General features: G+C 43.3%; 14 protein-coding genes. 12 read left to right on the forward strand and 2 right to left on the reverse strand.

Features of this window, described 5'->3' with window-relative positions; translation table 11 throughout:
- Positions 1 to 3 precede the first annotated feature (3 nt).
- The 6 genes from MHH49_RS21225 to MHH49_RS21250 are packed head-to-tail and all read left to right on the forward strand — an operon-like array spanning position 4 to position 6,498.
- Positions 4 to 1,005 carry an ABC transporter ATP-binding protein gene (locus MHH49_RS21225; RefSeq protein ID WP_341138458.1) on the forward strand — a complete coding sequence of 334 codons (1,002 nt, stop codon included), beginning with the start codon at positions 4 to 6 and terminating at the stop codon, positions 1,003 to 1,005.
- On the forward strand, positions 1,002 to 1,994 hold the full coding sequence (locus tag MHH49_RS21230; protein WP_341138459.1) for an ABC transporter ATP-binding protein: 993 nt from the start codon (positions 1,002 to 1,004) through the stop codon (positions 1,992 to 1,994). Before MHH49_RS21225 ends, MHH49_RS21230 begins: the two co-directional genes overlap by 4 nt.
- A gap of 41 nt (positions 1,995 to 2,035) precedes the next feature.
- The gene (locus MHH49_RS21235) at positions 2,036 to 3,475 is read left to right on the forward strand and encodes a leucyl aminopeptidase family protein (protein WP_076129891.1); all 1,440 of its coding nucleotides are present in this window, start codon (positions 2,036 to 2,038) and stop codon (positions 3,473 to 3,475) included.
- 24 nt (positions 3,476 to 3,499) lie between these two features.
- Positions 3,500 to 4,192 (forward strand): copper homeostasis protein CutC, encoded by a 693-nt coding sequence (locus MHH49_RS21240; RefSeq protein WP_076129890.1) that lies wholly within the window; start codon positions 3,500 to 3,502, stop codon positions 4,190 to 4,192.
- 28 nt (positions 4,193 to 4,220) lie between these two features.
- Positions 4,221 to 5,171 (forward strand): ROK family protein, encoded by a 951-nt coding sequence (locus tag MHH49_RS21245; protein WP_341138460.1) that lies wholly within the window; start codon positions 4,221 to 4,223, stop codon positions 5,169 to 5,171.
- Positions 5,172 to 5,220: 49 nt separating this feature from the next.
- Positions 5,221 to 6,498, forward strand: a complete 1,278-nt coding sequence (locus MHH49_RS21250) for an alpha-L-fucosidase (RefSeq protein ID WP_341138461.1) — start codon at positions 5,221 to 5,223, stop codon at positions 6,496 to 6,498.
- Between the two features lie 392 nt (positions 6,499 to 6,890).
- Here the strand turns inward: MHH49_RS21250 and MHH49_RS21255 are convergent, their stop codons facing one another.
- Together MHH49_RS21255 and MHH49_RS21260 are read right to left on the reverse strand one after the other, a co-directional pair.
- Positions 6,891 to 7,886, reverse strand: coding sequence for an HAAS signaling domain-containing protein (locus MHH49_RS21255; RefSeq protein WP_076129887.1), 996 nt, complete (start codon positions 7,884 to 7,886; stop codon positions 6,891 to 6,893).
- Positions 7,873 to 8,220 (reverse strand): PadR family transcriptional regulator, encoded by a 348-nt coding sequence (locus MHH49_RS21260; RefSeq protein ID WP_076129886.1) that lies wholly within the window; start codon positions 8,218 to 8,220, stop codon positions 7,873 to 7,875. Before MHH49_RS21260 ends, MHH49_RS21255 begins: the two co-directional genes overlap by 14 nt.
- A 258-nt stretch (positions 8,221 to 8,478) precedes the next feature.
- Here MHH49_RS21260 and MHH49_RS21265 point away from each other — a divergent pair, with 258 nt between their 5' ends.
- The 6 genes from MHH49_RS21265 to MHH49_RS21290 all read left to right on the forward strand — a co-directional run bounded on the left by MHH49_RS21265 (position 8,479) and on the right by MHH49_RS21290 (position 13,248).
- On the forward strand, positions 8,479 to 8,682 hold the full coding sequence (locus MHH49_RS21265) for a hypothetical protein (RefSeq protein WP_341138462.1): 204 nt from the start codon (positions 8,479 to 8,481) through the stop codon (positions 8,680 to 8,682).
- Positions 8,683 to 8,791: 109 nt separating this feature from the next.
- Positions 8,792 to 9,487, forward strand: coding sequence for a response regulator transcription factor (locus MHH49_RS21270; protein ID WP_076105240.1), 696 nt, complete (start codon positions 8,792 to 8,794; stop codon positions 9,485 to 9,487).
- A gap of 1 nt (position 9,488) precedes the next feature.
- Positions 9,489 to 10,829 carry a sensor histidine kinase gene (locus MHH49_RS21275; RefSeq protein ID WP_341138463.1) on the forward strand — a complete coding sequence of 447 codons (1,341 nt, stop codon included), beginning with the start codon at positions 9,489 to 9,491 and terminating at the stop codon, positions 10,827 to 10,829.
- Positions 10,830 to 10,927: 98 nt separating this feature from the next.
- On the forward strand, positions 10,928 to 11,641 hold the full coding sequence (locus MHH49_RS21280) for a CPBP family intramembrane glutamic endopeptidase (protein ID WP_341138464.1): 714 nt from the start codon (positions 10,928 to 10,930) through the stop codon (positions 11,639 to 11,641).
- Between the two features lie 80 nt (positions 11,642 to 11,721).
- Entirely contained in the window at positions 11,722 to 12,189 is a 468-nt protein-coding gene (locus tag MHH49_RS21285; RefSeq protein WP_076219998.1) for a MarR family winged helix-turn-helix transcriptional regulator, read from the forward strand.
- Positions 12,190 to 12,276: 87 nt separating this feature from the next.
- Positions 12,277 to 13,248 carry a ring-cleaving dioxygenase gene (locus MHH49_RS21290; protein WP_076129881.1) on the forward strand — a complete coding sequence of 324 codons (972 nt, stop codon included), beginning with the start codon at positions 12,277 to 12,279 and terminating at the stop codon, positions 13,246 to 13,248.
- Positions 13,249 to 13,266 lie beyond the last annotated feature (18 nt).

Below are 13,266 nucleotides of genomic sequence, written 5' to 3' on the forward strand. Positions count from 1 at the left end.
GACATGACTCAACATTTGTTGGATGTACAAGGGCTGAAAACGGAGTTCAAACGCGGCGATGGAAGTATAACTGCGGTTGCGGGGGTAGACTTTGCTATTAAAAAAGGTGAAGTGCTAGGCCTGGTTGGTGAATCTGGTTGTGGCAAAAGTGTAACCTCATTATCGATCATGCGGTTGCTTAAAGATACGCCGGGCAGAATTTCTGAAGGTTCTGTGCGTTTTGAAGGAAAGGACTTGACGAAGATTTCTGAGAAGGAGATGCGCCAAATCCGGGGAAATGATCTGGCAATGATTTTTCAGGAGCCGATGACCTCTCTTAATCCAGTGCTGCGGATTGGGCTGCAATTAACAGAGCCGATTAGGCTGCATTTGGGTTATGGGCGCAAGAAGGCTCGTGAGCATGCCATTCATATGTTGCGGCTTGTAGGTATCCCTCGCGCAGAGGAATTAATCGATGAATATCCGCATCAACTATCCGGGGGGATGAGACAGCGGGTTATGATTGCAATGGCCATGTCTTGTCATCCAAAGCTGTTGATTGCCGATGAACCCACGACCGCACTCGATGTAACGATTCAAGCGCAAATTCTTGATCTGATGAAGCAGTTGAAAGATGAACAGGATATGGGAATGCTGCTCATTACCCATGATCTTGGAGTAGTTGCCGAATTATGTGACCGGGTAGTTGTTATGTATGCAGGTCGTGTGGTGGAAGAAGCCTCTGTTCAGGAGCTGTTCGCCAGACCGCAACATCCGTATACCAAGGGATTGATTCAATCGGTACCTAAGCTGCGCCAGAATGTACATCGCTTGGAGTCTATAAAAGGGAATGTGCCAGACCTTTCACAAATGCCTGCCGGCTGTAAGTTTGCGCCACGCTGCGAATTTGCCATGGAGCGTTGTCTGTCGCAAGAACCTGAGCTACTTCCGATTGAGGGGCTAGAGCGCAAAAGCCGTTGTTGGCTTACACAGCAGGTGGACACGGAAGGAGCGGGATGTTTATGAAAGAGACTCCATTAATTGAGGTTAAGGGTTTGAAGAAGTTGTTTTCTGTGAAGAAGGGCTTCTTCGGAACGACTAAATATTTACACGCCGTTGATGGGATTTCATTCGCCATTCGTAAGGGAGAAACGTTCAGCCTTGTAGGTGAAAGTGGCTGTGGGAAATCGACTACGGGCAGGCTGGTGACTCGCTTACTGGAACCCAATCATGGAGAAGTATGGTTTAAGGGACAAAATATTAGCCATATCTCAGACAACCAAATGCGGCCTCTGCGCAAAGATATGCAGATGGTGTTTCAAGACCCTTATGCTTCACTTAATCCCCGCATGAAGGTGAAGGATCTTGTCGCCGAACCCCTGCTTATTCATACAAAGCTGTCCTCTAAAGAACGGGATAAACTAGCTTGCGAACTGCTAGAGACCGTTGGATTGAACAGTTTCCACGCCGAGCGATTCGCGTTTGAGTTCAGCGGTGGACAGCGGCAACGGATTGGGATTGCCCGGGCTCTGTCCGTTCGCCCAAGTCTAATTGTGGCGGATGAACCCGTGTCAGCGCTGGATGTATCGATTCAGTCCCAAGTGTTGAATCTGTTACAGGACTTGCAGGAGGAATATGGCCTGACGTATTTATTCATCTCTCATGATCTCAGTGTGGTCGAGCATATTAGTGATCGAATTGGGGTTATGTATCTGGGTTCTCTTGTGGAGACGGCTGATAAGGATTCATTGTATGACCGTCCCTTGCATCCTTACACCCAAGCGCTGCTATCTTCAGTTCCCGTGCCCGATCCAAGCTTGAAGAAGGAACGCATTATTCTAAAAGGGGATCTTCCAAGTCCAGTTGATCCGCCGACGGGCTGTCGTTTTCATACAAGATGCCCTTCCTGTATGGAAATCTGTAAGCAGCATGTGCCTGTATTCCGGGAAGTTGAACCAGGTCATGAGCTCGCTTGTCATCTCTTTGATGAAGAAATGTTGAAACTAGAACGATAATTTAAAATGTGAGTACACTTTACGGAAAAGAAGGGACAGCTATGAATATCTTGTTCGATTCCGCTAATGGGGCGGATACGCTTATCTACTTAGCCTATGAAGAGGAGGCTTTTCCTCTTCGGCTGGGAGAAGCTCACAAACAGAGTGGCAGTGTGACATGGTTATATGCTCGCTCTGAGGAAGAGTCCGATGTGATAGCTATTGGAATGGGAAAACGCCGGGCTCTTACGCTTGAGAAAGTTCGCCGAGCAGCGGGATCTGCCGCCCGTACAGCCCTAAGAGAAGGAAGAAATTCAGCTTCATTTGTTCGTAGGACAGCAGAAAGTAATATTTCCGCTGCGGATGAGCTGCAAGCATGGATTGAAGGCTGGCTTCTTGGATTATATCGTTTTCAAACCTATCGTGGCGTTACTAAAATAGACATTTCAGTTGATTTGCTGCTCCAGACAGCCGATTGGCCTGAACTGACAAAGCTTGAACTGGAAGTTGTACTAAGTACTGGCCGCATGCGTGCTGAAGGAGCAGTGGTTGCTCGCGATCTGGTGAATGAGGTGCCCGGGACTCTAAATCCGGATCGGTTCGCAGAATGGATGGTCGAATATTTCGAGCGTGATAACGCAGCAGTGAAAGTTCATGTCTACCGGGGGCAGGAGCTGGTTGACCTACAGATGAATGGGTTGCTGGCGGTTGGAGCTGGCAGTAAACACTCCCCAGCCCTCGTTGAAATTCGCTATGAGAGTAACCCTGAATTGCCAATGCTGGCATTGGTGGGTAAAGGTGTTACCTTCGATTTGGGTGGGATGAATGTTAAGACCGCAAGTGATATTAGCGATGCACGTATGGACATGGGTGGCGCAGCAGCTGTTCTTGGGGCGCTGGATATTTTAGTACGGAATCAAGCTCATGTAAATTTGACCGCGTTGATCCCAGTTGTTGATAACGTACCAGATGCTGAAGCAATGCTGCCATCGTCTGTTATACGCTATCCTAATGGGCTGACGGTTCAGGTTGCAAATACGGATGGCGAGGGGCGGCTTATTATCGCGGATGCTCTTATTCATGCAGCAAATATCGGGGCAACTAAGGTCATTGATATTGCAACACTTACTGGAAATGTTGGCGCAGCGTTAGGATTAGGTATCGCCGGCATATGGGGTGATGGAGAGATGACGCAGAGCCTCGTCGAAATCGGTGAGCGCAATGGAGAACGACTGTGGCCCATGCCGCTTATGGATGAATACGAAGTCGATCTTCGAAGCAATTACGCTGATCTGCGCAACGTTAGTACTTCACCTTTTGCAGGTGCGATTACAGCAGCGCTTTTTATACGGCGCTTTGTAGCGGAATCGCTGAGCTGGGTCCATATTGATATGGCTGGGACGGTTCAGTACAAACAGGATGTGGGGTATTCAGAAGCTGGAGCAACGGGCTATGGTGCTCGACTGCTCGCTGATTATGTTATGAAACAGGCACAACAATAACAACCGGAAGAGTGGAGGAAAGTTATGAGATTGGAAGTCATCGCTACTTGTATGGACGATGCTCTTACAGCCGAAGCGAATGGGGCTGACCGCCTGGAGCTCATTACTGCGATTACGGAAGGCGGATTAACACCAGGGATAGGATTGGTGCAACAAGTTGCCAAATCGGTTAACATTCCTGCGTTTGTTATGGTTCGCCCGCACAGCCGTTCTTTTTGCTATTCAAAGTATGACATTTTGACGTTGGCAGCAGAGATAAAGCAAATTGCAGCCAGCGGTGCGGCGGGGATTGTGCTTGGTGCGTTAACTCCGGAAGGGACTATCGACGAGCGAGCGCTTGAAACATTATTGCCGTTGACCGAGGGATTGCAAGTAACCTTCCACCGTGCTTTTGATGAGTTGAAGGATCAAATAGAAGGTTATCGAACGCTTTGTAAGTATCCGCAAATTACGCGTGTGCTCACTTCTGCCGGGCCAGGTCCGGCTCCTGAAGCTATTCCTGCTATGCGGAAGCTAGTCGAGGAATCAAGAGGTAAATCGGTAAGTATACTGGCTGGAAGCGGTCTGAAGCCGGAAGGTATTACTTCATTTATACATCAGACTGGAGTAACAGAAGTGCATTTTGGGTCGGCTGTTCGTTATGATAAAGACGCTTTGTCGCCAATCGATCCAGCAGCCTTACGGGCGTTAGCGGAGAGTATTCATTCTAACGGCTAATAATAGATAGTGAAAAGGTGAATGGGTTATGCAGAAGGTTGAGAGCTACGTAGTTGGAATCGATTTAGGAGGCACAAAAATTGCCGCAGCATTGTTCGATTCAAAGGGGACCGTGTTGAAACGGGAATTGATGGAAACGGCTGGGGCACGTACCGCTAAAGAAGTGGTGCAGCGAATGATCGATATGATCCGCTCCGTATCCGAAGGGCGACCACTCACAGGAGTGGGTCTGGCTTCTCCCGGAGCTGTAAATAGCCAGGACGGGATCGTTATTCACGGCACGAATCTTCCGGAGTGGGACAATGTTCCACTGAAGCACTGGATGGAGTTGGAGCTAGGCGTTGAAGTAAAGGTAGTGAATGATGCGAACGCTGCGGCTTGGGGCGAGTATGTCCGAGGTGCTGGCAAAGGTGCAGACAACATGGTTTATGTTACCTTTAGCACAGGGATTGGAGCAGGTATCGTCATTGACGGTAAGCTGCTTCTTGGCAAAAATTCATTTGCTGGTGAACTAGGTCATAATATTATTGACCCGAACGGAACGGAATGCAGCTGTGGAAGATTCGGCTGCTGGGAAGTTTTCGCTTCGGGCACAGCGATTCGGGATATGGCGCTGCGAAGTATGGAGAGCAGACCGTCGATGATTACGGAACTGGCTAATATAAATGGAGAAAAAATTACTTCGCGGCACGTATTTGAAGCCATGGCACTTAACGATCCCGTGGCCGTCGAGGTTATTGACCGGAGTATTCATTATATGGCACTAGGTCTAGCCAATGCAGTACATACGTTCAATCCTGATCGGATCGTAATCGGTGGAGGCGTGAGTAAGGCTGGAGATTTGTTATTCCCTGCACTGGTGGAGAAGACGGAGCTATTTGTCATGGATCCTTATAAAGGTACTTTTACAATTGAACCTGCCGCGCTCAAAGACGATGTAGGCCTAATTGGAGCAGCTGCATTATTTCATACCGCTTAGGTGGAGTGAATGATTGATCACAGCTTTCATTAACGGAGGAGTTGGAGAGATGGGTACAAGAGAAGAAAGAACGAAATGGTTCTTACAGAATAGGTTCGGGATGTTTATCCATTGGGGATTATATTCAATTCCTGCTAGAGGGGAATGGATACGCGGCAACGAGCGGATGAGTAGAGAGCATTACATGACGTATTTCGATGAATTTGACGCCTCTCGATATGACCCGAAGAAATGGGCAAGTGCAGCCAAAGCTGCGGGTCAGAAATATGCTGTGCTTACGACCAAACATCATGACGGGTTCTGTCTGTTCGATAGTAAGCTGACTGATTTCAAAGCGACTAATACGCCCGCTGGGCGTGATCTAGTGCGGGAATATGTAGACGCTTTCCGTGCTGAAGGGATTGCAGTTGGTCTATATTACTCTATCATAGACTGGCACCATGAGGATTATCCCGGTTATGGAGATAAGGCACATCCTGATCGGGATAACGAAGCGGTCAAAGATAAGCCGATTGATTTCGATAGATACTTGGAGTATATGCATGGGCAAGTAAAGGAACTGCTCACCAATTACGGTAAAATCGACATTATGTGGTTTGACTTCTCCTACGATAATATGACAGGGGAGAAGTGGAAGGCGACGGAGCTTATCCGGATGATTCGTTCCATACAACCTGATATTATTATCGACAATCGATTAGGTGGCAATATTCGTGCGGCAGAACCTGAGGAATATGCTGGAGATTTCTTCTCCCCCGAGCAGATCATTCCACCTGGCGGCATTGTTGACGTAAACGGCCAATCCATCCCTTGGGAAGCCTGCATTACCCTTAATGACAACTGGGGTTATCATTCCGAGGATAAGAATTATAAATCGACCAAGCAAGTCATTCGTACGATGGTCGAATGTATCAGTAAGAATGGTAACCTGCTCCTCAATGTTGGACCAGATGCTAAAGGTGAAATGACACGGGAATCCCTGGTTATCCTTGACGAAGTTGGGGAGTGGATGCGCCTTAATGGAGATAGTATTTATGGATGCGGGAAGTCTTCGCTACCTAAGCCAGAGTGGGGACGTTATACGCAAAAGGGCAATAAATTGTATGCGCATGTCTACGACCGTGGAATTGGCCCGATCTATTTCCAAGGCTTGAAAGGGAAGATTAATAAGGCTAGATTACTACGTGATGGTACCGAGCTAAAGGTGGAGGTGCCGTGGATGGCTGAGGAATATTCGGATGTTGACGGTGGAGCTTTTATTACATTAAAAGGCGCGATGTTACCTGATGAGATGGATACGGTTATCGAGCTTGAACTATTTAATTAAATCAGAAGGAGTTGTCCCATATGCCCTGAATGGCTGCTGAGACAACTCCTTTTTTTCGTATTCTTCGCCAACATTTGCACATACGAAACACCTATCGGACACAGATGACTCTAAACCCAGAAATATCGCACTTTTGGGATGCCAACGGACTGCATAGTCGTTATTGGCTTGAAACACCCTCGATATGGAGCTGATTCTAGGGAATAGCGTCATTGGAGTCCGAAGCCCTGTTCCAAAGGCAGAAAATGTGCAAATAACGTCATCTGGGTCCGCAACTCTCAGAGGGGGGTGACAATGTTGAAGTTGTTGAAGCATTTGAAGCAGGCATTCAACGAGTCAGAAAACAAAGCGGCGATTCTCCAAATAACAGGAGAATCGCCGTTCTGTGAATACTAAAGGCGAGCCTTGCGGAAGCCCTCATATATATTGAGGACCGCGACTAAAATCAAGATTGCTATTCCTCCACCTACTAGTCCCGTTTCAAATTGGTTAGCTGTAGTGTTTAATAAATTAGACATGTAATTAATAAATTCTTGGTTAAATACACTCGGATTTATAAGGATAACAGCGAATACAATAAGTACAATGAGCTCAAGGACCGTATTACATAATGCTAATTCTCTAGTCCATTGTCTCTTGATTAATTTATATATAGTTAATGCGACTTCTAATCCGATCACAATAAGAATAATAGGCCAATAATCAAGTAACACATGCTGATTAAAAGCTGGGGCTACGAAGTTAAGTGCGCCTTCACCGCCTCTATAGACTCTGATCAGGTGTTCAGCATTAAAATAAACAGTAGCCCAAATGGCAGTCCACAGTAAACTTCCGAACACTTCGAAGCTTGTAATTGCTTTTTTCTTATGGACAAGCGCGATATCCTTCAAATCATCAGGAGTCCATTTTCTTAATTTTGTAGTAAGAGGATGACCTTCCTTTCCTTTATCTGCCCGTTCGATAATAGCGAACACAACAGTTATCCAAAAAAAGACTTGGATGCCTACTTCAAGAAAGGTTCCAATTCCTGTACTTATAACTGCAGTAACAATATCCGCAACTGTTTTATCGCCGCTGTAGCCAATCAAGTAATCAGCAACCAGAGCGATTAAAGAAACAACTACAGCGATGGGTATAATCATTTTTAATAACGTAACATATAAATCGAAATAGCGTGGGCCGATGAGATACATGGGCTGATCGCGGTACTCACTAGCTAAAATAGCTGGATTGCCCAATTTTGCAAGGACGGCTTTTACCTCTTTTTCGTCATAATCATCCGGTAACATATCCTCGATGGTTGATCGTAATTCTAATGCAATGTCTTCCCGATTTTGTTCTGGTAACCTCCGAGTAACTTCATGAATGTAAATCTCAATCAGCTTCATGGTCATCCTCCCCTTGTAATAGGCCATAGAGTTCTTTCGAATTCTTAAGCCATTCTTCCTTTAGCTGTAAAAAAATCTCTACGCCATAGTCACTTAGAACATAATACTTACGGGGTCTGCTCTCGGATGTGTCCCAGCTGCTCGTCACTAATTCCTGTTTCTCTAATCGGCGAAGTAATGGATATAGGGTGCTTTGATCGATGATGATGCTGGATTCCTCCAACAATTGAACGAGCGAATATCCATACTGGGGCGTTCGTAATTGACTTAAAACGGCTAGCGTTAACGTACCTCTTCTAAGCTCTGTGATTAAAGAATTTAATAAAGTACTCATTCACCCACCTCATTATTTAAAATATAAGGATTTATAATCTCTTATAAATTGTTCTTATATTTTTGGTTTAAACGCTTGCTGTCCTTAAGAGGACGTCGAAGTCGTTTATACTTACTATGTGTCATACAGTATTCGATCTATACTATGCATCATACACTATTGTTGTTCCAACATCAATTGAATAAAATAATCTTCTGAGAAATAAATAAGAAAATTTTTCAATTTTGTGAAGCAGTTTGATTAAAAGGAGGTCGTGAAATGATTCCATTTTTTAGTGACATCCCGAATGCTTCTACATGGGAGGTAGTTGAACCGGTTCATAAGGGTAGAGAGTTATTGTTGAGAACGGCGGAGATTTCCCATTATGATCAGAAAAAACGGGAGTATGATCATTACGAAGTCGAGGAACTTGGAATTGTTGATTTTAATAGATTTGATTATGGTGATCCATTGGTATTTTAATCATGATGTTCCAGATGTATTCTTTAGGCTTTATATACCGAAGTGGTATTGGCAAGTTATACTGAGTGAAAAGACTCAGCTATTTGAGAATAGTTAGGGGAATTAAGCGATGAATATACTGATTGCTGAAGATGAAACTGATATAAGAAAACTAGTGAAAATACATTTAGAAGATCGATCCTATCGAGTATTCGAAGCCAAGGATGGCATTGAGGCTTTAGAGGTTGTTAATCAACATGAAATAAATCTTGCCATTCTGGATATTGTAATGCCCAAGCTTGATGGGCTTAATCTGCTGCGACAGATAAGAGAGAAAAGCCATATTCCGGTTATCTTGTTAACTGCCCGCGGTGAAGAAATTGATAAGATAGTGGGCTTAGGCCTTGGAGCAGACGATTATATGGTGAAGCCATTTAGTGCTTCAGAGCTTGTGGCTAGGGTTGAGGCGCAGCTGAGACGAAGAAATGTATACGATCTTAGCCAATCGATAACTGAAGAAACAATCCAACATAGAGAATTGAAGCTGAATTTAAAGGAATGTATGTTGTACATAAATGAAAGTCCAGTTCTTCTAAATGCCAAGGAATATAAGGTATTACAATGTCTGATGCAGAGTCCTAATCAAATTTTTACGCCCAAAAAGTTATATGCAGCGGCGTGGGAAGAAGATTTCTATAGTGATAATAATACGATTATGGTTACCATCAGCCGTCTAAGGAATAAGATCGAACGGGACCCGCACCATCCCGAATATATCGTTACAGTGCGTGGACTAGGTTACAAATTCTACAACCCAGGTAAATAAGATGAGAAAACAAAATATATCCTATCAATTGTTAAAAAACTATATCGCGATCTTTCTTATAACAACGGTTATAACGATATTGGTGATTGTTGCTTTGTTTTGCATGAACAGGCTGGGATCTAAGGAAATTATTTATAATCAGTTAACGGCTGCTAAGCTTATGCAAAATGACTATCAAAGAATTGACACTAGTGTTGTTAATGATGTCGGGGGCAGTTTACAGGTTGTGAATTCCAATTACGAAGTCATACATTCCATTGGCAACAATCCATTTACGTCCAAGCAGATTAGTGTCAAAGAATTTACGGATTTTCTAATGAATACTGGCGCTAACAAAGATATGATCACTGTTGAATATAATGAGCAGGAACAATTTTGGCTGATCGTCTCTTTACCTATACAAGTGAAAATGACAGGTAGTTTCCATTGGAATTCAGATTCACCTATGCAGGATCATACCCTTCAAATGCTTGGGTTTATTGCGTTAGGTTATTTGTTGATTCTGATTCTAAGCACGATGATTTATGCGAGAATTACGGCGGTTAGTTTCATTAAACCCTTAGACCAGTTGTCCGCTGCTGTTGAAAAGGTTAAGAATGGGGATTATTCAGCAAGAGTGCAGGTAGGCGGGAATCGGGAGTTTAGTCAACTGGAGCAGGCTTTTAATCATATGGCAGAAGTGATTCAGATCCAGACCTCGTTAAAAGAACAGAGTGAAAACAATCGAAAAAATCTAATATTGGATATATCACATGATTTAAAAAATCCATTAACAAGTATTATGGGTTACGCAGAGCTTGAACTAAAAGAACAGGTGAGCGGTCGGATAGAACATTTGGAATTTGCCAAAATAATATACGAAAATAGTATCCGTGCCAATGTATTGATTCAGGATTTGTTTGAATTATCGAGAATGGAAAGTCCCGAATTCCGCTTGGATGTTACAACAGATGATTTCTCAGAATATTTGAGAGAAGAAATGATACATATGTTGCCCGAGCTTGAGGCTGCGGGTATGATCCCTGATTTTGTAATCGAGCCAGAAGAAATAATTCTACAGTTTGATAAAAAAAGAATGAATCGAGTATTCTCAAACCTGCTTTATAATGCCATCGCTTATCAGGAGCAAGGTTCTACGTTTCAAGCTGTGCTGGAAAAGGTGAATGATGGAGCCAAGCTTACTTTTATTAATTACGGCCAACCATCAGCCTTGAACCCGGCAGGTTCTGGATTAGGGTTACTCATTGTTCAAAAAATAATAGCTGCTCATGGAGGGACTGTTCAGCTGAATACGCAAGATAACCAGTTTGAAATTATAATTGAGCTGAACCGGCAAATTTAAGGTCTATGTAAGATTACATTAAGTCATATGAAATTTCCCAATGCTAAAATGGTTGATATTCAGTCTATTAACAATTTTACTTGGGGGAATAGATTATAATGATTGATGAAAAATTAAGTAAAAGGCAATTGATCTTAGGCGTTATATTAGCAGTAATGTACTTTTTAGGATTGTTCTCCATTCTCTTGATCAGGCCGGTTATGGGAATTCTTAACCATGTTTTTATTTGGCAGCCAGAACAACAAAATCGAATGGCCTTAATGTTGAATAGTCTGATCTACATAGGAGTGATTATAGGTTTTAGGAGATTCTATAAACAAGCTATTCAAGATTTCGGACAATACTGGGTCCGTAATATGTTATGGATGGTTTGGGGACTTTGTTTGATTATTATCATCGGAAGTATGTTGATCCCCACACTAATTTCCATTTTTCATCCTATTACAAAGTCTGTTAATGAGGTGGATTTACGGGCAATGTTGTCCTCGTATCCATTTATTTTTACAGTGAACGTGGTATGGATTGGCCCCGTGATTGAAGAATTAGTATATCGGGTTACCATTTATAGAACGATCCGCAGGAAAAGTCGTCTTCTGGCTTATCTGATATCCTCCTTTTTATTTGGCTTCCAGCATGTCTATAGAGCCGTGGTGTTCCAGAGCAACTATAACGAAATGTGGAATATCTTCTCCTATATGGCTGCTGGATTAATCTTTGCCTACCTATATGAGAAAAGAAAAAATATATTAGTGCCTATAGGCGCGCACATGTTTAGTAATGGTTTATCTGTGCTTCTCTATTTCTTAAGTTAATACGAAACTTGACTTCATATCAGATTACTAGTAAACTGATAATCAAGTAGATCCAATTCCAAAGTAATGGATGTGGCATAATGCGAGACAATGGATTCACTGAAGACAACAAACTAAGCTTATTGATCTGGCTGCGGCTGGTAAGAGTTTATGACAATAGTAACGATCTTTCCAATGAGTTCTTGAAGCAGTTTGATTTAACGGTTAGCCAGTTTGATGCGTTAGTACAAATACTATTACATCAGCCTGTGACACAGATGGAAATGGCCGAGCATTTAACCATTACTAAAGGTGGAGTATCACATATGCTTGGCAGATTAGAAAAAGAAGGATGGATTGAACGCAAGCAGGATTGGAAGGTGAAGTATATTTCTTTAACTGAAAAGGGCCAGGCGCTTATCGAGAAGGTTCTTCCTTTGCAATCGGATTTCCAAGCTTCGTTATTCGATCCACTGACGGACGACGAGAAGAAAGTATTTTACAGCATGCTTAAGAAGATTCACCGCCATAGCCTGAATGAGAATCGAATTCCACAAGGAGTTCAGTAGTATTGTAAAAGCTTTATTCTGAATAAAGCTTCCTTTTTTCAGCATCAGTTTACTAGTAAACCATAATCATATTAGGAGGAAATTAAAATGAGCCAACCACAAATAACCGGACAACATCATGTATCAATGATTACTAAAGACGCTAAACAAAACCTATGGTTTTATACAGAGGTACTGGGACTAAGACTTGTCAAAAAAACCGTAAATCAGGACGATCCAACCATGTACCATTTATTCTATGGCAACTCTAATGGCGCTCCAGGCACCGAGGTATCCTTTTTTGAAATGCCGAATGCAGGCCAGACCCGGAAAGGAACGAACAGTATTTCTGCAATCTCTCTTCTCGTTCCTAGCGATGAGGCTTTAGTATATTGGGCTAGCAGATTAGATACATTTGAAGTTGCTCATGAAGCTATCGTAAGTATAGAGGAGCGCAATTCGCTTACTTTTCAGGATAGTGATGAATTAACGGTTCATCTGGTTTCCGCAGAAAAAGATAATGTGACTCAGCTGGTAGAACCTTGGATTACTGATGATATTCCACCACAATATGCCATTGTTGGATTGGGTCCCGTTGAATTGACTGTCCGTGAGGCTAGCCGTACAAAGGCTGTTTTGGAGGATATTTTAGGCTATACACAAGTTCGTAGAGTGCCATCCATGGGTGATCCGAAGGTTATGGTGGATATTTATGAAACAGCTAAAGGCGGCTTGTACACTGAACTTCAGCTCAAAGAAGTTAATGATCAAGACCGGGAAAGACCGGGAAGAGGGAGTATCCATCATGTGGCTATAAGAGTGAAGGATCTGGAAGAATTAACCGCATGGGCTGCTAAATTCACAGCTTCAGGGTTCAAGAACACAGGGGTCATTGATCGTTATTACTTCCATTCCTTGTATTTCCGTGATCCGAACCATATTCTTTTCGAGCTTGCTACAGATGGTCCAGGGTTTGAGATTGATGAATCTTTTGACACATTGGGCGAGAATTTGACCTTGCCTTCTTTTCTGGAAGAACGCCGGGAAGAGATTGCATCGAAGCTTCATCCTATCCAATAATACAGCTAAGAAAGTAGG

It is taken from the genome of Paenibacillus sp. FSL F4-0122, assembly GCF_038002845.1.
GTDB lineage: Bacteria > Bacillota > Bacilli > Paenibacillales > Paenibacillaceae > Paenibacillus_AQ > Paenibacillus_AQ odorifer.